Annotated in this window: 19 protein-coding genes; 6 read left to right on the top strand and 13 right to left on the bottom strand. The window is 73.3% G+C overall.

Features of this window, described 5'->3' with window-relative positions; genetic code table 11:
* Positions 1 to 70: 70 nt before the first annotated feature.
* The gene (locus K7854_RS20915) at positions 71 to 868 is read left to right on the top strand and encodes an IclR family transcriptional regulator (RefSeq protein ID WP_226028071.1); all 798 of its coding nucleotides are present in this window, start codon (positions 71 to 73) and stop codon (positions 866 to 868) included.
* Between the two features lie 174 nt (positions 869 to 1042).
* Positions 1043 to 2392 (top strand): MFS transporter, encoded by a 1350-nt coding sequence (locus tag K7854_RS20910; protein WP_226028070.1) that lies wholly within the window; start codon positions 1043 to 1045, stop codon positions 2390 to 2392.
* A 3-nt stretch (positions 2393 to 2395) separates the two neighbouring features.
* On the opposite strand, the gene K7854_RS20905 is transcribed toward K7854_RS20910, so the two are convergent.
* From K7854_RS20905 to K7854_RS20885, 5 genes are all read right to left on the bottom strand, one after another.
* Entirely contained in the window at positions 2396 to 3394 is a 999-nt protein-coding gene (locus tag K7854_RS20905; RefSeq protein WP_226028069.1) for an adenosine deaminase, read from the bottom strand.
* Positions 3395 to 3414: 20 nt separating this feature from the next.
* Positions 3415 to 4320, bottom strand: coding sequence for a ribonuclease Z (locus K7854_RS20900; protein ID WP_226028068.1), 906 nt, complete (start codon positions 4318 to 4320; stop codon positions 3415 to 3417).
* A gap of 18 nt (positions 4321 to 4338) precedes the next feature.
* Positions 4339 to 4692 carry a histidine triad nucleotide-binding protein gene (locus K7854_RS20895; protein ID WP_226028067.1) on the bottom strand — a complete coding sequence of 118 codons (354 nt, stop codon included), beginning with the start codon at positions 4690 to 4692 and terminating at the stop codon, positions 4339 to 4341.
* Positions 4693 to 5022: 330 nt separating this feature from the next.
* On the bottom strand, positions 5023 to 8226 hold the full coding sequence (locus K7854_RS20890) for a S41 family peptidase (protein ID WP_226028066.1): 3204 nt from the start codon (positions 8224 to 8226) through the stop codon (positions 5023 to 5025).
* A gap of 67 nt (positions 8227 to 8293) precedes the next feature.
* Positions 8294 to 8782 carry a hypothetical protein gene (locus K7854_RS20885; protein ID WP_226028065.1) on the bottom strand — a complete coding sequence of 163 codons (489 nt, stop codon included), beginning with the start codon at positions 8780 to 8782 and terminating at the stop codon, positions 8294 to 8296.
* Positions 8783 to 8881: 99 nt separating this feature from the next.
* Between K7854_RS20885 and K7854_RS20880 the strand changes: the two genes are divergently transcribed.
* The gene (locus K7854_RS20880) at positions 8882 to 9259 is read left to right on the top strand and encodes a hypothetical protein (RefSeq protein WP_226028064.1); all 378 of its coding nucleotides are present in this window, start codon (positions 8882 to 8884) and stop codon (positions 9257 to 9259) included.
* A 9-nt stretch (positions 9260 to 9268) separates the two neighbouring features.
* On the opposite strand, the gene K7854_RS20875 is transcribed toward K7854_RS20880, so the two are convergent.
* The 4 genes from K7854_RS20875 to hrcA all read right to left on the bottom strand — a co-directional run bounded on the left by K7854_RS20875 (position 9269) and on the right by hrcA (position 13496).
* Positions 9269 to 10018, bottom strand: a complete 750-nt coding sequence (locus tag K7854_RS20875; RefSeq protein WP_226028063.1) for a 16S rRNA (uracil(1498)-N(3))-methyltransferase — start codon at positions 10016 to 10018, stop codon at positions 9269 to 9271.
* Positions 10015 to 11100, bottom strand: a complete 1086-nt coding sequence (locus K7854_RS20870) for a nitronate monooxygenase (RefSeq protein WP_226028062.1) — start codon at positions 11098 to 11100, stop codon at positions 10015 to 10017. The genes K7854_RS20875 and K7854_RS20870 overlap by 4 nt, the downstream gene beginning before the upstream one ends.
* A gap of 239 nt (positions 11101 to 11339) precedes the next feature.
* Positions 11340 to 12479 carry a molecular chaperone DnaJ gene (gene dnaJ / locus K7854_RS20865; RefSeq protein WP_226028061.1) on the bottom strand — a complete coding sequence of 380 codons (1140 nt, stop codon included), beginning with the start codon at positions 12477 to 12479 and terminating at the stop codon, positions 11340 to 11342.
* A complete protein-coding gene (hrcA, locus tag K7854_RS20860; RefSeq protein WP_059302545.1) occupies positions 12480 to 13496 on the bottom strand; it encodes a heat-inducible transcriptional repressor HrcA in 1017 nt (338 codons plus the stop codon). It lies immediately after the preceding gene.
* A 167-nt stretch (positions 13497 to 13663) separates the two neighbouring features.
* On the opposite strand from hrcA, the gene K7854_RS20855 reads away from it, so the two are divergent.
* Both K7854_RS20855 and K7854_RS20850 read left to right on the top strand, forming a co-directional pair.
* Entirely contained in the window at positions 13664 to 14407 is a 744-nt protein-coding gene (locus tag K7854_RS20855) for an MBL fold metallo-hydrolase (protein ID WP_226028060.1), read from the top strand.
* Positions 14408 to 14441: 34 nt separating this feature from the next.
* Positions 14442 to 15251: a DUF3097 domain-containing protein gene (locus tag K7854_RS20850; protein WP_226028059.1), complete on the top strand. Its 810-nt coding sequence runs from the start codon at positions 14442 to 14444 to the stop codon at positions 15249 to 15251.
* A gap of 97 nt (positions 15252 to 15348) precedes the next feature.
* On the opposite strand, the gene hemW is transcribed toward K7854_RS20850, so the two are convergent.
* From hemW to lepA, 4 genes are all read right to left on the bottom strand, one after another.
* Complete coding sequence (gene hemW, locus K7854_RS20845; RefSeq protein WP_226028058.1) at positions 15349 to 16581, bottom strand: radical SAM family heme chaperone HemW; 1233 nt, start codon at positions 16579 to 16581, stop codon at positions 15349 to 15351.
* A 40-nt stretch (positions 16582 to 16621) separates the two neighbouring features.
* Positions 16622 to 18700, bottom strand: coding sequence for an ATP-binding SpoIIE family protein phosphatase (locus tag K7854_RS20840; protein WP_226028057.1), 2079 nt, complete (start codon positions 18698 to 18700; stop codon positions 16622 to 16624).
* A 262-nt stretch (positions 18701 to 18962) separates the two neighbouring features.
* Positions 18963 to 20840, bottom strand: a complete 1878-nt coding sequence (locus K7854_RS20835) for an AMP-dependent synthetase/ligase (RefSeq protein ID WP_226028056.1) — start codon at positions 20838 to 20840, stop codon at positions 18963 to 18965.
* A gap of 297 nt (positions 20841 to 21137) precedes the next feature.
* Positions 21138 to 23006, bottom strand: a complete 1869-nt coding sequence (gene lepA, locus K7854_RS20830; RefSeq protein ID WP_226028055.1) for a translation elongation factor 4 — start codon at positions 23004 to 23006, stop codon at positions 21138 to 21140.
* A gap of 237 nt (positions 23007 to 23243) precedes the next feature.
* Between lepA and rpsT the strand changes: the two genes are divergently transcribed.
* A complete protein-coding gene (gene rpsT / locus K7854_RS20825; protein WP_226028054.1) occupies positions 23244 to 23510 on the top strand; it encodes a 30S ribosomal protein S20 in 267 nt (88 codons plus the stop codon).
* Positions 23511 to 23644: the final 134 nt, after the last annotated feature.

The following is a 23644-nucleotide window of genomic DNA, read 5'->3' as shown; positions in this document are numbered from 1 at the left end:
ATGAAGATGGAGATTAGAGAGGTGACCGTGGGGCGTCAATGGGTCGAGGGCATCCGTTTACGATCGGCCCATGTCGGAGACTGGGGACGCGGCGCCGGGCGGCGTCCGCGAGGTGAAGTCCGCCGCGCGCACGGTCGAACTGCTGGAGGTGCTGGCCGCGCGCGGCGACCGTCCGGCCCGCCTGCAGGAACTGGCGGACGGACTGGGAGTGCCGCGCAGTTCGATGTACGCGCTGCTGCAGACCCTGATCTCGCGCGGCTGGGTCCGCACCGACGTCACCGGCTCCCTGTACGGCATCGGCATCCACGCCCTGCTCACCGGCACCAGCTACCTGGACTCCGACCCCCGGGTGCGGGCGGTGCGGCCGTACCTCGACGAGGCGTCCGAGGCGCTGGGCGAGACCATCCACCTGGGGCGGCTGGACGGCCACGACGTGGCGTACCTGGCGACCCGGGAGTCGCACGAGTACCTGCGCACGATCAGCCGGGTGGGACGCCGGCTGCCCGCCCACGTGGGCGCGCTCGGCAAGGCGCTGCTGGCGGAGCGGCCGGACGCGGACCTGCCCGAGGGGCCGTACGAGGTGTTCACCCCGAACACGCACACCAGCAGGGAGGCCCTGGCGGCCGACCTCGCCCGGACCAGGGAGCGCGGATACTCCGTGGACCGCGAGGAGGGCGTGGCCGGCATCGTCGGTTTCGGCTTCGCGCTGCGCTATGACGTCCCGGCGCTGGACGCGGTCAGCTGCTCGGTGCCGGTGGCCCGGCTGACGCCGGCTCACGAGGCGCGGATCGTGGCGGTGATGCGGGAGATCAGGGCCAAACTGGAGGCAACGGTTCCGGCCGGAGGCGGCTCGATCCACTGGCGTTAGCGACCGCTGCTACCCAGCTTCTCAACCCCCAAACGGATATGTGACCTAGATCACATCGACTCGCCTGTTTCGGGGCTCCTTCCGCTTGATACAAATTGCCCGCGCGCCCCTCTCGGTCGACGGTCGTCGCTCCCTCCCTTCCCACCGTCCCTTTCGCATGCCCTGGGAACGCCCGTGTTCGCCCCCCGCACCACTCCCTGGCCCCTCGTCGCCCTTTTCACGGCCGGGTACCTTCCCCCGTACCTGCTGCCCACCACCGTCGGCAGACTCGACACCAGCCTGCCGCTGTCCACCACGCAGGCGGGCGCCGTCGGCAGCGCGCTGCTGCTGAGTTCGGCGGCCGCGGGCTTCCTGCTCGCCTCCCGGGTGGAGCGTGTCGGCGCCCGGACCCTGGCCCGCTTCGGGCTCGCGCTGGCCGTCCTCGGCTTCGGCGCCGCCGCGCTCGGCACCGCCGTCCCGGCCGTCGTCGTCGGCGCGGTCGTGGGCGGTTTCGGGTCGGGGACGGCCACCACGGTCGCCGCCACCCGGATCGCCGCCGAGAAGGACCCCCACCGCGCCTCCACGATGGGCCTGCTGAGCGTGTCCGCGCTGGCCGGTGCGGTGTACCTGACGGTCCCCCACCTCGGCCGGGCGCACGGACTGCCGCTGGCCGCGATCGCCCTGACCGCGCTGGCGGTCTGGCCGCTGACCGGCCGCCTGCCGGGCCCGACGGCCGCCTCCCCGGCCGCGCCCGGCACCGGTGCCACCGCCCCGCTCCCCCACCGCCGTTCGGGACTGGTCCTCGCCGTCACGGTGCTGTGCTGGTCCCTGGCGCAGAACTCCCTGTGGGGCGTCAGCGGCCGGATCGGGCTGACGCAGGCCGGCCTGGGCGACGCCGCCCTCGGGGCCGTCTTCGCCGTCGCGCTGGGCGCGGGGCTGGTGGGCGTGCTGGCGGCCGGGGCGCTCGGGCCGCGGCTGGGGCGGGCGATGCCCGTCGGCGCGGGCACGGTGCTGATCGCGGGCTGCATCGCGGTGAGCGCGTCGGCGACCACTCCGGGGGCCTTCGCCACCGGAGAGATCGCCTGGAACACCGTCTACCCGGTCGTGCTGTCCTACCTGATCGGTCTCGCCGCATCCCTCGACCCGCGCGGCCGGTGGGCGGTGCTCGTGGGCTCGGCGTCCTCGCTGGGCACCGCGGCCGGGCCGCTGACCGGCAGTGTCCTGTCGGCGCAGGCCGGTTACCCGGGCATGGGGCTGGTCCTGGCCGCCGGACTGCTGCTGCTCGCCGCGCCGCTGACGGCCGTCGCGCTGCACACCGCGGGGCGCCCGCTGCTGCCCGGCGCGATCCGCCGCCGTGGCGGCACCCCGGCCGCGCTGGTCGCCGCCGCCACGGGCACGCCGAGCGGTGCGGTGCCCGAGGTCGGTGCCGCGGAGCAGCCGGTCGTGGAGATCGACGTGGAGGCCCCGGCGGTGGCCGTCCAGGGCGCCTACGACACGGCGGGACCCCGGCAGGCGGCGGCCGCACCGGGGTCCGGGACGGGCTGAGTCCTACGCCGTCGGGAAGATGTACGCGTCGACCTCCGCGAGGTAGCGCGCCCGCAGCTCCTCGTCGTCCTCCAGGAAGGAGGCGAGGAAGGAGTTGCGGGCCAGCTCCCGCAGCCGCTCCTCGGTGAGGCCGAGGGCCTGGCGCACGGCGTCGAAGTTGTCGCCCGCGTAGCCGCCGAAGTAGGCCGGGTCGTCGGAGTTCACCGTGCACATCAGGCCCGCGTCGAGCATGGCGGGCAGCGGGTGGTCGGCGAGGGTGTCGACGGTGCGCAGCCGGACGTTGGAGAGCGGGCACAGGGTGAGCGGGACGCGCTCGCGCACCAGCCGCTGCACCAGCGCCGGGTCCTCCACCGAGCGCAGCCCGTGGTCGATCCGCTCGACGCCGAGGACGTCCAGGGCCTCGACGACGTACGCGGGCGGCCCCTCCTCGCCCGCATGCGCGACCCGGCGCAGCCCGAGGGCGGCGGCGGCCTCGTACACCTCGCGGAACTTGACCGGCGGGTGGCCGACCTCGGCGGAGTCCAGGCCGACGCCGGTGATGCGGTCGAGGTAGGGGCCCGCGGCCTCCAGCGTCGCCATCGCCGACTCGGCGGACTCGTCGCGCAGGAAGCACATGATCAGCCGGGTGGAGACCCCGTGGTTCTCCCGGCTGCCGGCCAGCGCCCGCCACAGCCCCTCCACCACGGTGCCCATCTCCACACCCCGGGCGAGGTGGGCCTGCGGGTCGAAGAAGATCTCGGCGTGCCGGACGCCCTGGGCGGCGGCGCGGGCGAGGTAGGCGCCCGCCAGATCCTCGAAGTCCCGCTCGGTGCGCAGGACGGCCATCAGTTCGTAGTACAGGTTCAGGAAGGACTGGAGGTCCGCGAAGCGGTACGCCTCGCGCAGCGCGTCCTCGTCCGCGTACGGCAGGGACACGCCGTTGCGGGCGGCCAGCGCGAAGGCCAGCTCGGGTTCCAGGGTGCCTTCGATGTGCAGGTGCAGTTCAGCTTTGGGCAGGGGCATCAGAGCATCGTACGGCGGTTTCACCGACGTTTCGGAACCGGTACGCGGGTGAGGTCGCGGGCGACGGTCAGCTCGCCCTCGTAACCGGCCGCGCGCGCCTGCCGCTCGAACTCCTCGGGGTCGGAGTAGCGCTGGCTGAAGTGGGTCAGGACCAGGTGCCGTACGCCCGCGTCCCGGGCGACCCGGGCGGCCTGGCCGGCGGTGAGGTGGCCGTGTTCGGTGGCGAGGGCCTCGTCCTCGTCGAGGAAGGTGGACTCGATGACGAGCAGGTCGCAGCCCTCGGCGAGCGCGTGCACGCCCTCGCACAGCCGGGTGTCCATGACGAACGCGAACCGCTGGCCGCGGCGGACCTCGCTGACCTCGTCGAGCGCGACGCCGTTCAGCGAGCCCTCGCGCTGGATGCGGCCGACGTCGGGGCCCTTGATGCCGTGCGCGGCGAGGCGGTCGGGCAGCATGCGGCGGCCGTCGGGCTCGGTGAGCCGGTAGCCGTACGACTCGACGGGGTGGGAGAGCTTGCGGGCGTCCAGGGTGTAGGCGGGGGTGACCGCGAGGGGGCCGTCGGCGGCGACCGGGGCCTCGGTGAGGGCGACGGTCTCGCGGTAGGCGGTGGCGTAGCGCAGGCGCTCGAAGAACCGCTGCCCGGAGCGCGGGTAGTGGGCGGTGATTTCGTGCGGGACCCGGTCGAGGTTGATGCGCTGGATCACGCCGGCCAGGCCCAGGCTGTGGTCGCCGTGGAAGTGGGTGACGCAGATCCGGTTCAGGTCGTGGGCGGCGGCCCCGGCGCGCAGCATCTGGCGCTGGGTGCCCTCGCCGGGGTCGAACAGGATGCCCTCGCCGTCCCAGCGGAGCAGGTAGCCGTTGTGGTTGCGGTGCCGGGTCGGGACCTGGCTGGCGGTGCCGAGGACGACGAGTTCACGGACGGACACGGTGTCTGAGGCCTCGGACTATCCGGGGGGCCACTCGAGGCCGCGGCCGCCGAGCACGTGGGCGTGCGCGTGCCAGACGGTCTGTCCGGCGCCGCTGCCGGTGTTGAAGACGGTGCGGTAGCTCTCCAGCTTCTCGTCGTCGGCGACGGCCTGGGTCTCGCGCAGCACGTCGGCGGCGAGCTGCGGCGCCTCGGCGGCGAGGGCGGCGGCGTCCTGGTGGTGGGCCTTGGGGATCACCAGGATGTGGGTGGGGGCCTGGGGGTTGATGTCCCGGAACGCGACGGTCGTCTCCGTCTCGCGGACGATCGTCGCGGGAATCTGCCCTGCGACGATCTTGCAGAACAGACAGTCGTCCTGTGCCTCGCCAGCCACTTGACTCTCCTCACACCGGTGATCTCCTGATGAGCATCGTATCCGCCACCGCCATAGCTGCGGGCAGTCGTGCCGCCCCAGCCTGCGGGCAGTCGTGCCGCTTGGGGCGGCACGGGTGGGCGCAGGCGGCACCCCGTCCCGCCGGGCTGCGCTCCCCACCCCGGGGCCGGCACGGGCACCGTGCGCCGTGGTGCACGCCGGGTGGGTGCGCTCGCCGGCGCTTGCCGGGTGCCGCCGCGCCCACCCGTGCCGCCCTGGGGGTACCTCCCAGGCCGTTCAGGCACTGGGGGAGGCACGACTGCCCGCAGCGGCGGCGGGGAGCGCCGCAGGCTACGGCAGCGTGGGCGGTGTCTTCGCCGGGGTTTCCTCCAGCGCCGCCAGCGCCAGCGCGATCGCCTCGTCCAGTTGGGGATCGCGCCCCGCCGCGTGGTCCTGCGGACGCTGCGGCACCTCCACGTCCGGATCGACGCCGTGGTTCTCCACGCCCCAGCCGTACCCCTCCAGCCAGAACGCGTACTTCGGCTGCGTGATCAGCGTCCCGTCCACCAGCCGGTACCGGCTGTCGATGCCGATGACGCCGCCCCAGGTGCGGACCCCGACGACCGGGCCGATGCCGAGTGCCTTGATCGCCGCGTTCACGATGTCGCCGTCCGAGCCGGAGAACTCGTTGGCGACCGCGACGACCGGCCCGCGGGGCGCGTCCTGCGGATAGCTGGTCGGCCGCATGCCGCGCGGCAGGTCCCAGCCCACGATACGCCGGGCCAGCTTCTCCACGACCAGCTGGGAGGTGTGCCCGCCGCGGTTCTCGCGCACGTCGACGACCAGGCCCTCCCTGGCCACCTCGACACGCAGGTCGCGGTGGATCTGGGCCCAGCCGGGCGCCTGCATGTCCGGCACGTGGAGGTAGCCGAGCCGTCCGCCGGACTTCTCGTGGACGTAGGCGCGGCGGTCGGCGACCCAGGCGTGGTAGCGCAGCGGCTCCTCGTCGGCGAGCGGGACGACGACGGCGTGCCGCACCTCGCCCCCGCCCGACGGCGAGACGGTCAGCTCGACCGGCTTGCCGGCCGTGCCGACGAGCAGCGGTCCGGGACCGGTGACCGGGTCCACGGCCTGCCCCGCGACCGCGACGATCGCGTCCCCGGCGCGCACCGCGACCCCGGGCGCGGCGAGCGGGGAACGGGCGTCGGGGTCGGAGGTCTCCGAGGGCAGGACCCGGTCGATGCGCCAGGTGCCGTCCTCGTGGCGGGAGAGGTCGGCGCCGAGCAGGCCCTGCCGGGCACCGGAGCCGTGGCCGCCGCGCGGGGTGACGTAGGCGTGCGAGGTGCCGAGTTCGCCGTGCACCTCCCACAGCAGGTCGACCAGGTCGTCGTGGGTGGCGACGCGGTCGAGGACGGGCCGGTAGCGGTCCAGGACGCCGTCCCAGTCGACGCCGTTCATGTCGGCCCGCCAGAAGTGGTCCCGCATGATGCGGCCGGTCTCGTCGAACATCTGCCGCCACTCCGCGGCCGGTTCGACGGTCTGCCGGACCCGGGCCAGGTCGACGGTGACGTTGGTGTCGCTGTCCTCGTCGCCGGAGGCCCGCCGGTCGCTGGGTACCACCTTGAGCCGTCCGTCGGTCCACAGCAGCACCCGCTTGCCGTCGCCGCTGACCTCGTAGTGGTCGGCGTCGCCGCCGAGGTGCTCGACGCGCTGCTGGGCGAGGTCGTACCGCTCCAGCTCGGTGTTGGGGTCGGGGTCCTCCGGGGTGGCGCGGGAGGCGCCGAGGACGCCGGTGAGCGGGTGGCGCAGCCACAGGACGCCGTCCTTGGCGGCGCGCAGCCGGGAGTAGCGGGCGGCCTCCACCGGGAAGGGCACGATGCGGTCGGCGAGGCCCTCGATGTCGATCCGGGTGGTGGGGGTGCCCTCGCTGTCGGGGGTCTCCTCGCGGTCCGGGGTCTCGAAGGGGCGGCCGTGGCGCTGCGGGCCGAAGGGCGAGGGGGTGGTCGCGGCGAGGGTGATCAGGTAGGGCCGGGCGCCCTCGACGAAGGCGAGGTCGAAGACGTGCTCGTCGTAGACCGGGTCGAAGGACCGGGTGGAGAGGAAGGCGAGGTGCTTGCCGTCCAGGGTGAAGGCCGGCGAGTAGTCCTTGAAGCGCAGCGGGGTCGCCTCGCTCACCGACAGGTCGGTGGTGTTGGCGAGCTTGAGCTGGCGCAGTGGGTCGGGGCCGGGGTGGGACCAGGCGAGCCAGGCCGAGTCCGGTGAGAAGACCAGCCCGGAGGCGTCGCCGTCCTCGCTGCGGTCGACCTCGCGGACCTCGCCGCTCTCCCGCTCGACGAGCAGCACCCGCCCGTCGTGCGAGGCGACGGCGACGCGGCTGCCGTCGGGTGCCACGGCCAGGTTCAGCACCCGGCCGAGCTGTCCGGCGGCCAGGCGCCGTGCGGTGGCGCCGGGGGCGAGCCCGGTGGCGGGCGCGAACTCCAGGGCGTCGTCGCCCTCGGCGTCCGTCACCCACACCACCCACTCCTCGCCCTCGGCGCGGAAGGTGCGCGGCAGCCGGTTGCGCACCCCTGGGGTGGCCGCGAGCGCGCGTGCCGGTCCGGAGCGGTGGGTGACCCAGTGCACGCCGCCGCGTACGGCGACGGCGCTGCCGCGCGCGGTGTGGTCGGGGGACGCGGAGCCGAACCAGTGGGCGGCGTTGACCGGGTACGGCTGGAGGTCGACGCGGGCGCCGCCGAGCCGGATGTCCAGGCGGCGCGGCTCGGCGCCGTCGAGGTCGTCGAGCGTCCACAGCTCACCGGCGGACGAGTAGACGACACGGGTGCCGTCGGTGGCGGCGTGCCGGGCGTAGAAACCGTCGAGGGGCGTGTGCCTGCGCAGGTCGGAGCCGTCGGCGAGGGAGGAGTACAGGGCGCCGGTGCCCTCGTGGTCGGAGAGGAAGGCGATCCGGTCGCCGACCCAGAAGGGGTACTCGATGTTGCCGTCGAGGTCCGCGTGCAGGCGGACGAACTCGCCGTCGTCCTCGCGGTCGATCCACAGCTTGCCCGCCGTACCGCCCCGGTAGCGCTTCCACCAGGCGGCCTCGCGGCCCATCGGCGCGGACAGCAGCACGGTGTGCGGGCCCTGGGCGACGTCGCCGACGGGGCCGTAGGGCAGGGTGGTCGCCGGTCCGCCGTCGAGCGGGACGGCGCGGGCCCAGCTGCGGCGCAGGCTGGCCTGGCCGTGGGTGCTGAGCGCGAGGACGCGGCCGTCGGCGGTCCAGCCGCGTACTTGGGTCCTGATGCTGCCCCAGTGGGTGAGGCGCTTGGCGGGGCCGCCGTCGACCGGCGCGACGTGCACCTCGGGGGCGCCGTCGCGGGTGGAGGTCCAGGCGACCGCGGTGCCGTCCGGCGAGATGCGCGGGTGGTTCACCGGCACGTTGTCGGCGCTGACCCGCCAGGCCCGGCCGCCGTCGAGCGGGGCGAGCCACACGTCGTCCTCGGCGGTGAAGGCGACCAACTCGCCGTGCGGGTGCGGAAAGCGGAGGTAGGCAGGCGCTGCGGGCTGAGTCACCCCCATACCCTATGCAGGGGCGCGCCCCGCCGACAGAGGTTTGGATCACTTCCCGGCCGAGGACGCCGTCCGGCTACTTGCCCTCCACCGGCCGGCAGTGCGGGTCGTCCGGGCACCAGATGGTCCGGGTGACGGTCACGGTGGGCCCGGGCCTCTCGTGCGAGGGCCGGTTGGCGGGCGGGGCGCCGGTGGCGTCGCAGTCGCCCAGGCCCTTGACCCGGAACCACTCCTTGCCGTCCACCTTCGCGGTCAGGTTCCCGCGCACGCAGGCGCCGTTGACGGCCTTGGTGACCTTGCCGTCGACGGTGATGTCCTGGCCGCCGTCCGTCCGGCCCTCGCAGTGGACGGACGCGACCGCGTTCTCGGTCGCCGAGGCGGTGGCGCCCTTGTCGCCGAAGGACGCGGTGCAGGTGAGCCACCGCACCTCCGCCTTCTGCCGCTCCAGCTCACGGGTCACGGTCTGGTCGGTCGTGTAGGCCACCGTCGCGGAGCTGAGTCCGCCCGGTTCGCACGCGACGAGAGCGCCGACGGCGACGGCCGAGCCGACGACCACCGGAGCCATGCGCCGAATCCGCCTCAAAGCCCCCATGGAGGGCAGCCTGCCACCGCTCCGGGACCGATGGTAGGGCGCATACGGCCACTCCTCACTACCGTGGGCGCCATGGGCAACGACCGCAGGCAGCGCAGGCTCGTCGTGGACGAACGCACCACCTGGCTGTGGAGCCACCGGCACAGACGCGGGCGCGACGGCGTCTGGCGGGACGCGCTGACGCTGTACCGGGAGGGCGTCCGGGTCCGGTTCGTGTTCCGCGCGGGTGCGCCCGGCTCCGGCCGGTGGACCACGGAGGGCGGCCACTGGTACGAGGGCTGCGTGGGCGACGGCCGCGGCAACCTGCTCAACCTGCGCGAACCCGGTGTCGTACGGGCGCTGGTGGAGGAGGCGGGGCGGCGGGGACTGCTGCCCGGCCGCGGGGGCCGGCCGGTGGAGCTGGACGGCTGGGACCTGTTCCCGGCCGTGGTCGCCGCCGTCGACGGCTGACCGGGCGGCTCAGGACCAGCGGCCGGTGCGGGCCAGGAGTACGGCGGTCGCGGCGGTGCCCGCGGTGGAGGTGCGCAGGACGCTGCGGCCCAGCCGGAAGGGCTTGGCACCGGCCTCGGCGAAGAGCGCCAACTCCTCGGGGGACACGCCCCCTTCGGGGCCGACGACCAGCACGATGTCGCCGTCGGCGGGGAGTTCGGCGACGGACAGGGGTTCCTCGCCGCTCTCGTGGAGTACGGCGGCGAAGTCGGCTTCGGCCAGAAGTGAGGCAACCTGCTTGCTCGTCGCCGCGTCCGCGACGTCCGGGAAACGGACCCGGCGGGACTGCTTGCCGGCCTCCCGGGCCGTCGCCCGCCACTTGCCGAGCGCCTTCAGACCGCGCTCGCCCTTCCACTGGGTGATGCACCGGGAGGCCGCCCAGGGCACGATCGCGTCGACCCCGACCTCGGTCATCGTCTCGACGGCCAGCTCACCGCGGTCGCCCTTGGGCAGGGCCTGGACGACGGTGATGCGGGGCCGCTCGGCGGGTTCCTCGCGCACCCCGTCCGCGACGGCGACGACCAGGCGGTCCTTGCCCTCGGCGGCCTTCACTACGCCCTCGGCCCAGCGGCCCCTCCCGTCGGTGAGGACGACGTCCTCGCCCGCCCGCAGCCGCTTCACGGAGACGGCGTGCCGCCCCTCCGGGCCGTCCAGGACGTAATCACCCCCGGGCAGGTCCTGCGGCCGCAGCGAGTCGACCACGAACACCGGTGCCGTCATCGCGCGCCGCCCCCCGTCGCGTAGTTTGACAACGCTGTCCCGGCGGCGGCGAGTTCGGCCGCCAGCACCTCCACCAGCTGGCCGGCGGGCAGCTCCCGGGCCATCCGGTGGCCCTGGCCGGCCCACAGCGCCATGCCCTGCGCGTCGCCCGCCTTGGCCGCCGCCTTGCGCACCGGCGAAGTGAGGTGGTGCACCTCGGGGTAGGCGGCCGGGGCGTAGGGGCCGTGCTCGCGCACGAAGCGGTTGACCAGGGCGCGGGCGGGGCGGCCGGAGAAGGCCCGGGTGAGTTCGGTGCGGACGAACAGCGGGTTGGTCAGCGCCTGCTTGTGCAGGTCGTGCGCGCCGGACTCCGGGGTGGCGAGGAAGGCGGTGCCGAGCTGGGCCGCGCTCGCGCCGGCCGCGAGGACCGCGGCGATCTGGGTGCCGCGCATGATGCCGCCGGCGGCGACCACGGGGATGCTCACCGCCTCCCGGACCTGGGCGACCAGCGACAGCAGTCCGGTGCCCAGGCCGCCGGTCTCCGGGTTGTCCCGGTGGGTGCCCTGGTGGCCGCCGGCCTCGGCGCCCTGGGCGATCACCGCGTCGGCGCCGGACCGCTCGACGGCCCGGGCCTCGTCCGCGGTGGTCGCGCCGACCAGGGCGAAGGTGCCCACCCGGTGCAGGGAGTCGACGACCTCGCGGCTGGGCACGCCGAAGTGGAAGGACACCACCGGTACGGGGTTGTCCAGCAGGACGGCGAGTTTGGTGTCGTAGCCGTCGTCCCGGGCGCAGTCGGGGTCGCCCAGCTCCGTCTCGTACCAGGTGGCCTCACCGGCCAGCTGGTGGGCGTAGACGTCGACGGCGGCGGGGTCGGCCGCCTCGGCCTGCGGGAGGAAGATGTTGACGCCGAAGGGCCGGCTCGTCAGCCCCCGCAGGTGCTTGATCTCCTGGTACATCCCGTCCGCGGTCTTGTACCCGGCGGCCAGGAAGCCCAGCCCGCCCGCCTCGGACACCGCGGCCGCGAGCCGTGGCACGGAGACGCCGCCCGCCATGGGCGCCTGCACGATCGGGTAGGGGAAGAGATCGGTCAGTGCGGAGGACATGACGGCATGTTGTCACGTCCTCCACACAAGTCCGAATCCGGGCTTCCGTTGGCATACGCCAGAAGCATCCGCATCGCGGCGTACGGCGTCAGCGCCCGTTGAACGCGTCCTTCAGCCGCGAGAACAACCCCTGCTGCCCCGACTGACTGTGTCTGCCCGGGGGACGACCCCCGGACCCCCGGCAGGCTTCGGCCACCGCCCGCACCCCCGCGGCACACCGACACCTGCCGGGCTCTACGTCAGCGCCCGTTGAACGCGTCCTTCAGCCGCGAGAACAACCCCTGCTGCCCCGGCTGGAACTGTCCCTGCGGGCGTTCCTCTCCCCGGAGCTTGGCCAGCTCGCGCAGGAGGCGTTCCTGTTCGGGGTCGAGCTTGCCCGGGGTGGTGACCTCGACGTGGACGATGAGGTCGCCCCGGCCGCCGCCGCGCAGGTGGGTGACGCCCCGGCCGTGCTTGGGGATCGACTGGCCGGACTGGGTGCCCGGGCGGATGTCGACCTCCTCCATGCCGTCGAGGGTCTCCAGCGGCACCTTGGTGCCGAGGGCGGCCGCGGTCATCGGGATGGTGACCGTGCAGTGCAGGTCGTCGCCGCGGCGCTGGAAGGTCGCGTGCGGCAGCTCGTGGATCTCGACGTACAGGTCGCCGGCCGGACCGCCGCCGGGGCCGACCTCGCCCTCGCCCGCGAGCTGGATCCGGGTGCCGTTGTCGACACCGGCCGGGATCTTCACGGTCAGGGTGCGCCGGGAGCGGACCCGGCCGTCGCCCGCGCACTCGGGGCACGGGGTCGGGACCACGGTGCCGAAGCCCTGGCACTGGGGGCAGGGCCGGGAGGTCATGACCTGGCCCAGGAAGGACCGGGTGACCTGCGAGACCTCACCGCGCCCGCGGCACATGTCGCACGTCTGGGCCGACGTGCCGGGCGCCGCGCCCTCGCCGTTGCAGGTGTTGCAGACGACGGCCGTGTCGACCTGGATGTCCTTGGTCGTGCCGAACGCGGCCTCGTCCAGCTCGACCTCGATGCGGATCATCGCGTCCTGGCCGCGCCGGGTGCGCGAGCGCGGCCCGCGCTGCGACGCCGTACCGAAGAACGCGTCCATGATGTCCGAGAAGTTCCCGAAGCCACCCGCGCCGAAGCCGCCGGCGCCACCGCCGCCCCCGGCCTGCGAGAGGGGGTCGCCGCCGAGGTCGTAGACCTGCTTCTTCTGCGGGTCCGACAGCACCTCGTAGGCGGCGTTGATCTCCTTGAACCGCTCCTGGGTCTTCGGATCGGGGTTGACGTCCGGGTGCAGCTCGCGGGCGAGCCTCCGGAACGCCTTCTTGATCTCGTCCTGGGAGGCGTCGCGGCGCACGCCGAGTACGGCGTAGTAGTCCGTGGCCACCTACGACTCCGCCAGGATCTGTCCGACGTACCGTGCCACTGCGCGTACCGCTCCCATCGTTCCCGGGTAGTCCATGCGGGTCGGTCCGACCACGCCGAGCTTGGCAACCGCCTCGCCGCCCGAACCGTAGCCGACCGACACGACGGACGTTGAGTTGAGTCCCTCGTGGGCGTTCTCATGACCGATCCGTACGGTCACGCCCGGATCCTTCGCCTCGCCGAGCAGCTTGAGGAGCACGACCTGCTCCTCCAGCGCCTCCAGCACCGGCCGGATCACCAGGGGGAAGTCGTGCCCGAAGCGGGTCAGATTGGCGGTGCCGCCGATCATCAGCCGCTCCTCGTTCTCCTCGACCAGCGTCTCCAGGAGGGTGGAGAGCACGGTGGAGACCGTACCGCGATCCTCGGCCTCGAAGGGCTCCGCCAGATCTTCCACCAGAGACGGCACATCCGTGAAACGGCGCCCCGCGACCCGGCTGTTGAGCCGCGCCCGCAGATCGGCCAGCGAGGCCTCGCCGAACGGCGCCGGGCAGTCGACCATCCGCTGCTCGACCCGGCCGGTGTCCGTGATCAGCACCAGCATCAGGCGGGCGGGCGCGAGCGAGAGCAGCTCCACGTGCCGCACGGTCGAGCGGGTCAGCGAGGGGTACTGCACGACCGCGACCTGCCGGGTGAGCTGCGCGAGCAGCCGCACCGTGCGGGCCACCACGTCGTCGAGGTCGACGGCGCCCTCCAGGAAGTTCTGGATGGCACGCCGCTCGGGCGCGGTCATCGGCTTGACGCCGGCCAGCTTGTCGACGAAGAGCCGGTAGCCCTTGTCGGTCGGGATGCGCCCGGCGCTGGTGTGCGGCTGGGCGATGAACCCCTCGTCCTCCAGGGCCGCCATGTCGTTGCGCACGGTGGCCGGGGAGACGCCGAGGTTGTGCCGCTCGGTGAGGGCCTTGGAACCGACCGGTTCCTCGGTGCCGACGTAGTCCTGGACGATGGCGCGCAGCACCTTCAGCCTGCGTTCACTCAGCATTCTGCGCGCACCTCCAGCTGTCGTCCGCCCGTTTCGGCCTGTCCGGCCTGCCCTGACCTGTCTGCCCTGGCACTCATGGCTCGCGAGTGCCAGACTTCCCCGGCCCAGTGTACGGCCGTGGGGTACGCCCCCGGCAAGGCCGGGACCAAGCCGTTAGCGTCGTCGCCGTGACGGTGACTTGGGAAGAGCTGGGCTGGGAGCGGCTGGCGGACGGGGTGGGGCGGCGCCGGCTGCCGGGCTGGGACTGCACGGCGGGGCTGGTGCTCGGCGCGGAGGCGGCGCTGATGGTGGACGCGGGGTCGAGCCTGGACGAGGGCGCCCGGTTGCGCGAGGGGGCGCGGCGACTCGCCGGCCGCCGTGTGACACATCTCGCGCTGACCCACCCGCACTTCGACCACGTCTTCGGCGCGGCGGCGTTCGCGGACGCGGAGGTGTACGGCGCGTACGGCGCCGGGGGCACGGACGCGTTGTTCGCGCCGGGCGGACAGGGCCGGGAGGCGCTGCGCGCGGACGCGGTGGCGGAGGGCCTGGACGCGGGGGCGGCGCGGGCGGCGGCCGACGCGCTCGCCCCCGTCCGGCACGAGGTCCGCGGCGAGCGGTGGCTCGACCTGGGCGGCGGCCGTCAGGTGCTGCTGGCCGACGTCGGCCCGGGCCACACCGGGCACGACCTCGCGGTGCTGGTGCCGGGCGCCCCGGCGGTCGTCTTCTGCGGCGACCTGGTCGAGGAGTCCGGCGAGCCGCAGGCGGGCCCCGACGCCGCACCGGGGCGCTGGCCGGACGCCCTGGACCGGCTGCTGGGCCTGGGCGGCGACGACGCGCTGTACGTCCCCGGTCACGGAGCGGTGGTGGACGCGGCGTTCGTCCGGGCCCAACGGGACGCGCTGGCCGCCCGGTTCGGCGTGTCGCACTGATCACGGCGCACCGTCTCCTCGTATCGTCATCAGAATGCGCCAGTACTCCGCCGACCTGACCCCTCCGTGGAAGAAGCCGCAGCCCGTTCCCGAGGTACCGGCCGATCCCGGCCTGGTGGTCGAGGAGCCCGGCACCGGTTTCTGCGGCGCGGTGATCCGCTGCGAGGCGGGCACGGTGACCCTGGAGGACCGCTTCGGCAAGCACCGGGTGTTCCCGCTGGAGCCCCGCGGTTTCCTCCTGGAGGGCCGGGTGGTGACCCTGGTCCGCCCGTCCTCCTCCGGCCCGGCGCGGTCCGCCCCCTCCCGCACGGCGTCCGGTTCGGTCGCCGTCCCCGGCGCCCGCGCACGGGTGGCGCGCGCCGGGCGCATCTACGTCGAGGGGCGGCACGACGCCGAGCTGGTCGAGAAGGTGTGGGGCGACGACCTGCGCATCGAGGGCGTCGTCGTGGAGTACCTGGGCGGCGTGGACGACCTCCCGTCGATCGTCGCCGACTTCACCCCCGGCCCCGACGCGCGGCTGGGCGTCCTGGTGGACCACCTGGTGCCGGGTTCGAAGGAGTGGCGCATCGCGGAGGCGGTGACGAGCGAGCACGCGCTGGTGGTGGGCCACCCGTACATCGACATCTGGGAGGCGGTGAAGCCGTCGTCGGTGGGGATTGAGGGCTGGCCCCGGGTGCCTCGCGGTCAGGACTGGAAGACGGGGGTGTGCCGGGCACTGGGCTGGCCGTCGGACAACACCGGCGCGGTGTGGCAGGCGATCCTGGCGCGGGTGTCCTCGTACAAGGACCTGGAGCCCGAGCTGCTGGGGCGGGTGGAGGAACTGATCGACTTCGTTACGGCGTGAGTGAACCCAGCCCCTCCGGCGTTTGAGGAGCGGGGGTCCGGGGGCAGCGCCCCCGGGGTCGGGACGGGAAGGGGCGGCGGGGGCGAGGAAAGCCCGGTCAGTCCACCAGGTCCCGTACCACCGCGTCCGCCAGCAGCCGCCCGCGCAGCGTCAGCACCGCGCTCCCCGCCTCGTACGGCCCCTCCTCCAGCAGCCCCTCCGACAGCGCCCGCCGGGCCGCCGCGAGTCCCGCCTCCCGCAGGAGTGACAGCGGGACGCCCTCCCGCAGCCGCAGCTCCAGCAGGATGCGCTCCACCCGCCGGTCCTCGTCCGTCAGCACCTCACGCCCGGCGCCCGGCGACTTCCCCGCCGCCAGCGCGCCCGCGTACGCCCCGGGGTGCTTCACGTTCCACCAGCGCACGCCGCCCACGTGGGAGTGCGCGCCCGGCCCCGCGCCCCACCAGTCGGCGCCCCGCCAGTACAGCTCGTTGTGCAGGCAGCGCCCGGCGTCGGAGGTGGCCCAGTTCGACACCTCGTACCAGTCGAAGCCCGCCGCCGCGAGGGTCTCCTCGGCGATCAGATACCGGTCGGCGTGCACGTCGTCGTCGGTCATCGGCACCTCGCCGCGCCTGATGCGCCGGGCCAGCTGGGTGCCCTCCTCGACGATCAGGGCGTACGCCGAGACGTGGTCGGGTCCGGCGCCGAGCGCGGCGTCCAGCGAGGCCCGCCAGTCGTCGTCGGACTCCCCCGGGGTGCCGTAGATCAGGTCGAGGTTGACGTGGTCGAAGCCGGCCGCGCGGGCCTCGGCGACGCAGGCCTCGGGGCGGCCGGGGGTGTGGGTGCGGTCCAGGATCTTCAGGACGTGCTGCTTCGCGCTCTGCATGCCGAAGGAGATCCGGTTGAAGCCGCCCTCGCGGAGGGTGGCGAGGTACGCCGGGTCGACCGACTCCGGGTTGGCCTCCGTGGTGATCTCCGCGTCCGGCGCCAGGCCGAACTCGTCGCGGATCGCGCCCAGCATCCGCACCAGGTCACCGGCGGCCAGCAGGGTGGGCGTGCCGCCGCCGACGAAGACCGTGCGGACCTCGCGGGGGTCGTCGCCGAGCACCTTGCGGGCCAGGCGGACCTCGTCGACGAGCGTGTCGGCGTAGTTGTCGCGGGAGGCGAGGACGCCGCCGGTGCCGCGCAGCTCGGTCGCGGTGTAGGTGTTGAAGTCGCAGTAGCCGCAGCGGGTCGCGCAGTACGGCACGTGCAGGTAGAAGCCGAGGGGGCGGTCGGCGGCCCCGGCGAGCGCGGACGCGGGCAGGGCGCCGTCGGCGGGGACGGGTTCGCCGTCGGGGAGTGCGGAGGGCATGCGTTCCATTGTCCCGTACCCGCGCGGATCCCCCGCCCGCTCACTCGGCCTGGAGCACCAGCAGGGCCAGGTCGTCCTCCGGGGGCCGGGGTCCGAACTCGTGCACCAGCCGCCGGATCCGCTCGGCGACCAGCTCGGCGTCCAGGCCCGTGCACCCGGCCAGCGCGGCGGCGAGCCCGTCGCCGTCGTCGAACTGCCGGGAGCCGCTGCGCCGCTCCGTGATCCCGTCCGTGACGCACAGCAGGGTGTCGCCGGAGCGCAGCTCGAAGGTCTCGCTGACGTACGTCGCGTCCTCGACGACACCGAGCAGGGTCTGCGGGCACGCGACCGCGCTCACCGTGCCGTCGGGCCCGAGCAGCAGCGGCAGCGGGTGTCCGGCGGAGGCGACGGTGCAGCGGACGCCGCCGTCGAAGGGGACCAGCTCGCCGTAGAGGAGGGAGAGGAACCGGGTCTGCGGTCCGTCGCCCGGGGCAACCGGTGGGCCTCCGGCGGCGACCAGGGCGCGGGCGGCGGCGTCGGCGGCCTCGGTGGCGTCGTCGAGGAGGAGCTGGTTGAGGCGGTCGAGGACGTCGGGGACGCCGTACTGCTCGCGGGCCAGCAGCCGCAGCCAGGGCCGGGCGAGGCCGATGACGACGGCGGCCTCGGGGCCCTTGCCCTGGACGTCGCCCACGGCGAAGCACCAGCGGCCGTCGCCGGCCGGGAAGAGGTCGTAGAAGTCGCCGCTGGGGCCGCCCTTGTCGCGCGGTTCGTAGACGAGGGCGCTGCGCACGCCGGGGATCTCGGCGACGGCGCCGGGCAGCAGACCGCGCTGGAGCACGGCGCTGATGGTGGCCTGCCGGGCGTACTGGCGGGCGGCGCCGATGGCGAGCGCCACCCGGCGGCTGAGGTCCTCGACCAGGCCCGTGATCTCGTCCGGGAAACCGGGGGAACCGGGCCGGCCGTCGGCGTCGGGCCGACCGTCGGTGTCGGGGGCGCCCGCGCCGTCCGGGCCGCCGGAGGCGTCCGGCGGGTCGGTCCGGCCGATGACCAGGGTGCCCAGGGGCCGGCCGCCGGCCACCAGGCGGTAGGCGAGCGCGCTGCCGTGCGTGCCGAGCGCCTCGGCGGGCCAGGGGTGGCCGACGGGACCGGAGCGCCACGGGTCGCGGGGGCGGGGCGGCTCCTTCTCCAGGGCCGCGCGCAGTGCGTCGAGGTGTCCCTCGCCCGCGTGCCACACCCGGGCCAGCCGGGCGCCGACGGCGGCCCCGGTGTCGTCGCTCCAGGCGGCCCGGCCCAGGGACTCGTCCTCCAGCCACACCCCGCACCAGTCGGCGAGCCGGGGCACGATCAGCTGGCCGGTGAGGGAGGCGACCAGGTCCTCGTCGAGCTGTCCGGCCAGCAGGTCGGAGGCCTCGGCGAGGAAGGACAGGGCGCCGCGGCCCAGCCACTCCCGGTCGCGGGGACGGCGCCGGCCGGACCTTCCGGACGCGCGGTCCGGGCGGTCGGGGACTGCCGGCTCCCCCGCGCCCGCGGCCGGTGCTCCGTGCGGGCCCCCGGCGTGCGCCCCGGTCCGCGCCCGGTGCCCGGACGACTCGACGGCCACGGCCTCGACGGCGCCCTCCGCCGGTTCGGCGCCCCCGGCCGGCAGTCGCGCCCACACCGTCTTGCAGCCCGGGCGGTAGGTGACGCCCCAGGCCTCCGCGAGGGCGGCGACGAGTCGCAGGCCGCGCCCGTACTCGGGGGGCTCGTGCGGCGTCTCGGGCTCGCCGCCCCTCGGGGCGCGGGAGGGGTGGTGGTCCGCGACCTCGACGACGAGGGTGCCGGTCTCCTCCACCTGGAGGACCACCTCCACGTCGGTACCGGCGTGCACGACGGCGTTGGTGACCAGCTCACTGACGACGACCAGGGCGTCGGCGGCGAGGTGCTCGGTCAGGTGTTCCGTGCCGGGCAGGCCGAGCGCGGACCAGTCGGCGAGCGCGGCCCGCGTCATCGCACGGGCCGCGCCGGGCGCCAGGGAGCTGCCGAGCAGGGTCACGCGCGCCCGCGCGCACTCCTCGAAGCCCTCGCCGAAGCCCTCGGCGGTGCGCGCGGCCGCGGCGCCGGCGCGGGAGGCGGTCTCCCGCTGCGTCGGAATGGCCCCCATGGACGTCTCCCCGGGCAGTGCGTGCGAATTCCTCGCAGTCGATGCCGACAGAGTGACAGACCGGACCCGCCCATAAGCGCGGAGTTACCGAAGTGGGCCGCGATGGGTGAGAACCGTGCTAGGCGAACGTTCGAAGACGGCCGGAAGGCGACCGAAACCGGCCGCCTTCGGACATCCGCCGTGCGGACAGTGACACCGGGCGCGGCCGTGGCCCCCGCCGTGGCTCCGGCCGGGGCCTGCCGTGTCCCGGGCCGCCCCGGGACTACGCCTCGCGCGAGCCCGCGTACATCTCCTCGATCAGGTTCTTGTACTCCCGCTCCACCACCGGCCGCTTCAGCTTCAGGCTCGGGGTGATCTCGCCGTGCTCGACGTCGAGGTCGCGGGGCAGCAGGCGGAACTTCTTGATGGTCTGCCAGCGCTGCAGGCCCTCGTTGAGCTGCTTGACGTAGCCGTCGACCATCTCGACGGTCGCGGGGGCCGCGACGATCTCCGCGTACGGCTTGCCCTCCAGGCCGTTCTCCTTGGCCCACTCGGTGATGGCGATCTCGTCGAGGGCGATGAGCGCGGTGCAGAAGTTCCGGTCGGCGCCGTGGACGAGGATGTTGGAGACGTAGGGGCAGACCGCCTTGAACTGGCCCTCGACCTCGGCGGGCGCGATGTACTTGCCGCCGGAGGTCTTGATCAGGTCCTTCTTGCGGTCGGTGATGCGCAGATAGCCGTCGGGCGACAGCTCGCCGATGTCGCCGGTGTGGAACCAGCCGTCGGCCTCCAGCACCTCGGCGGTCTTCTCGGGCAGCTTGTGGTAGCCCTCCATGATGCCGGGGCCGCGCAGCAGGATCTCGCCGTCGTCGGCGATGCGCACCTCGGTGCCGGGCAGCGGCTTGCCGACGGTGCCGGTGCGGTAGGCCTCGCCCGGGTTGACGAAGGAGGCGGCGGAGGACTCGGTGAGGCCGTAGCCCTCCAGGATGTGGATGCCGGCCCCGGCGAAGAAGTAGCCGATCTCCGGCGCGAGGGCGGCCGAGCCGGACACGCAGGCGCGCAGGCGGCCGCCGAAGGCCTCGCGGATCTTGGCGTAGACGAGCTTGTCGGCGACGGCGTGCTTGGTGCGCAGGCCGGCGGGGGCGCTCGCGGTGCCGGTGCGCTTGAAGTTGTCCTGGGTGACCTTGGCGTACTCGCGGGCGACACCGGCGGCCCACTGGAAGATCTTGTACTTGGCCCCGCCGCCCGCGCGGGCCTTGGCGGCGACGCCGTTGTAGACCTTCTCGAAGATGCGGGGGACGGCCGCCATGTAGGTCGGCTGGACGACCGGCAGGTTCTCGATGATCTTGTCGACGCGGCCGTCGACGGCGGTCACGTGCCCGGCCTCGATCTGGCCGGAGGTCAGCACCTTGCCGAAGACGTGCGCGAGCGGCAGCCACAGGTACTGCACGTCGTCCTTGGTGACCAGGCCGGTCGCCGCGATCGCCTTCGCCATGTACGACCAGCAGTCGTGCGGGAGGCGGACGCCCTTGGGCCGGCCGGTGGTGCCGGAGGTGTAGATGAGGGTGGCGAGCTGGTCCTTGGTGAGCGCGCCGACCCGCTCCTTGATCAGTTGCGGGTCCTTCTCCAGCCGGGCCGCGCCCCTGCGCTCCAGGTCGTCGAGGGTGAGGATCCACTCCTCCGCGATGTCCGCACCGGCCGCGTCGATCACGACCACGTGGGTGAGGTCGGGCAGCTCCGCCCGCTTCTCCCTCGCCTTGGCCAGCTGCGCGGCGTCCTCCGCGATCAGCACCCGGCTCTCGGAGTCGGAGAGGATGTACGCCGATTCGTCGGCGTTGGTCTGCGGGTAGACGGTGGTGGTCGCCGCGCCCGCGCACATGATGCCGAGGTCGGCGAGGATCCACTCGATCCGGGTGGCGGAGGCCAGCGCCACGCGCTGCTCGGGCTGCACGCCCAGCTCGATCAGGCCGGCCGCGATCGCGTAGACCCGCTCGGCGGCCTGCGCCCAGGTCAGCGACTTCCAGTCGTCGGGGCCCTCGCCCGCGGCCGGCGGCACCGGGTAGCGGTACGCCTCGGCGTCCGGCGTGGCGGCCACCCGCTCCAGGAAGAGTCCCGCCACGGAGGGCGGACGGTTCTCGATCAGTGTCTGTGTGTCGCTCACGACATCCTCCGGGCCCGCGACGGTGCGGCTGGCTCGTTGCGGCTGGCTCAGGTGCGGCTGGTTCACTCTCGGGCGGTGTTCGGGCGGTGACTCGGACTGTTGCCCGATCACTTGTTTAACTCACGAGTAACTACGCGGCAGGCATCAGGGTAAAGGGCGACCGGCCCCGGCGTAAGACTCCGCGCCCTGTCACTTCCTACAGATGCGCCCCCGTGACATGCGAAGGGACCCGCCGCACTTTCGTACGACGAGCCCCTCCGTGTCCGTTTCGCCCGGACTCGGTGTGTGCCGTGGCGGTTACTTCTTGCCCTTGCCCGACCCCGCGCTGTCATCGCTGGACAGGACCGCGATGAAGGCCTCCTGCGGAACCTCCACGGAACCCACCATCTTCATCCGCTTCTTGCCTTCCTTCTGCTTCTCCAGCAGCTTCCGCTTGCGGGAGATGTCACCGCCGTAGCACTTGGCGAGGACGTCCTTGCGGATCGCGCGGATGGTCTCGCGGGCGATCACCCGGGAGCCGATGGCGGCCTGCACCGGCACCTCGAAGGCCTGCCGCGGGATCAGCTCCTTGAGCTTGGCGACGAGCCGGACGCCGTACGCGTACGCCTGGTCCTTGTGGGTGATCGCCGAGAAGGCGTCCACCTTGTCGCCGTGCAGCAGGATGTCGACCTTGACCAGACTGGAGGTCTGCTCGCCGGTGGGCTCGTAGTCCAGCGAGGCGTAGCCGCGGGTCTTCGACTTCAGCTGGTCGAAGAAGTCGAAGACGATCTCCGCGAGGGGGAGGGTGTAGCGGATCTCCACCCGGTCCTCGGAGAGGTAGTCCATGCCGAGCAGGGTGCCGCGCCGGGTCTGGCACAGCTCCATGATCGCGCCGATGAACTCGGTCGGCGCCAGGATCGTGGCGCGCACGACCGGCTCGTAGACCTCGTCGATCTTGCCCTCGGGGAACTCGCTCGGGTTGGTGACGGTGTGCTCGCTGCCGTCCTCCATGACCACGCGGTAGACCACGTTGGGCGCGGTGGCGATCAGGTCGAGGTTGAACTCGCGCTCCAGCCGCTCGCGGATCACGTCGAGGTGGAGCAGGCCGAGGAAGCCGACGCGGAAGCCGAAGCCGAGGGCGGCGGAGGTCTCCGGCTCGTAGACCAGGGCGGCGTCGTTGAGCTGGAGCTTGTCCAGGGCCTCGCGCAGCAGCGGGTAGTCGGAGCCGTCCAGGGGGTACAGGCCGGAGAAGACCATGGGCCTGGGGTCCTTGTAGCCGCCGAGCGCCTCCTCGGCGCCCTTGTGCTGGCTGGTGACGGTGTCGCCGACCTTGGACTGGCGGACGTCCTTCACACCGGTGATCAGGTACCCCACCTCGCCGACGCCGAGGCCGTCGGCGGCGAGCATCTCGGGCGAGTTGGTGCCGATCTCCAGCAGCTCGTGGGTGGCGCCGGTGGACATCATCCGGATCCGCTCGCGCTTGTTGAGCTGGCCGTCGATGACCCGGACGTACGTCACGACGCCGCGGTAGGAGTCGTAGACCGAGTCGAAGATCATCGCGCGGGCGGGGGCGTCCTTGACGCCGACCGGGGCCGGGATGTCGGCGACGACCTTGTCCAGCAGCGCGTCGACGCCGAGGCCGGTCTTGGCGGAGACCTTGAGCACGTCGTCGGGGTCGCAGCCGACCAGGTTGGCCAGCTCCTCGGCGAACTTCTCGGGCTGCGCGGCCGGCAGGTCGATCTTGTTCAGCACGGGGATGATCGTGAGGTCGTTCTCCATCGCCAGGTACAGGTTGGCGAGGGTCTGGGCCTCGATGCCCTGGGCGGCGTCGACGAGGAGGATGGTGCCCTCGCACGCGGCCAGCGACCGCGACACCTCGTAGGTGAAGTCGACGTGCCCCGGGGTGTCGATCATGTTGAGGATGTGCGTGGTGCCCTCGTCGTGGGACGGGGCCCACGGCAACCGCACCGCCTGGGACTTGATCGTGATGCCGCGCTCGCGCTCGATGTCCATGCGGTCGAGGTACTGGGCGCGCATCTGCCGCTGCTCGACCACACCGGTCAGCTGGAGCATCCGGTCGGCGAGCGTGGACTTGCCGTGGTCGATGTGCGCGATGATGCAGAAGTTGCGGATCAGCGCCGGGTCGGTACGGCTCGGCTCGGGCACATGGCTGGGGATCGCGGGCACGCAGGGTCCTGATTCTTGAGGCGTCCGCAGTGTCTGCGGTCTCGGGTCTCGGGTCGGATCGATACGTAGCCTCCATGGTCCCACGGGTGGGGAGCCGGTATGGGTTTGGGACCCTCGATGACCCGCTGGTAGTGTGGGTGGCTGTGTCTCATGCCCTCTCAGCGCGAGGCACTCCAACAAGAAATCACCGGCACGGGACCCTCGCGGCCTCGTGCCTGAACCTGCAAAGGCTCATTCGTGGCGAACATCAAGTCCCAGATCAAGCGGAACAAGACCAACGAGAAGGCCCGGCTGCGCAACAAGGCCGTCAAGTCCTCTCTGAAGACCGCGATCCGCAAGGCCCGTGAGGCCGCCGCCGCGGGTGACGTCGAGAAGGCCACCGAGTACCAGCGCGCCGCTTCGCGCCAGCTCGACAAGGCCGTCTCCAAGGGCGTCATCCACAAGAACCAGGCCGCCAACAAGAAGTCGGCCCTGGCCCAGAAGGTCGGCGCCCTCAAGGGCTGAACCCCTTATCTGGATTCATCTGGTGTGATCGCCGGAGGGACCCAGAGCGGGCCCTCTCTCATCCGCTCCCGTCCGGCACCCAAGGATCCATGCGCGGCCTGCGTTCGCCACGCGGGCATGGATCCGCGAGTTTG

Source organism: Streptomyces hyderabadensis, from assembly GCF_020404845.1.
In the GTDB taxonomy this organism is placed as follows: Bacteria; Actinomycetota; Actinomycetes; order Streptomycetales; family Streptomycetaceae; genus Streptomyces; species Streptomyces hyderabadensis.
This window is presented reverse-complemented; position numbering and strand designations above follow the sequence as displayed.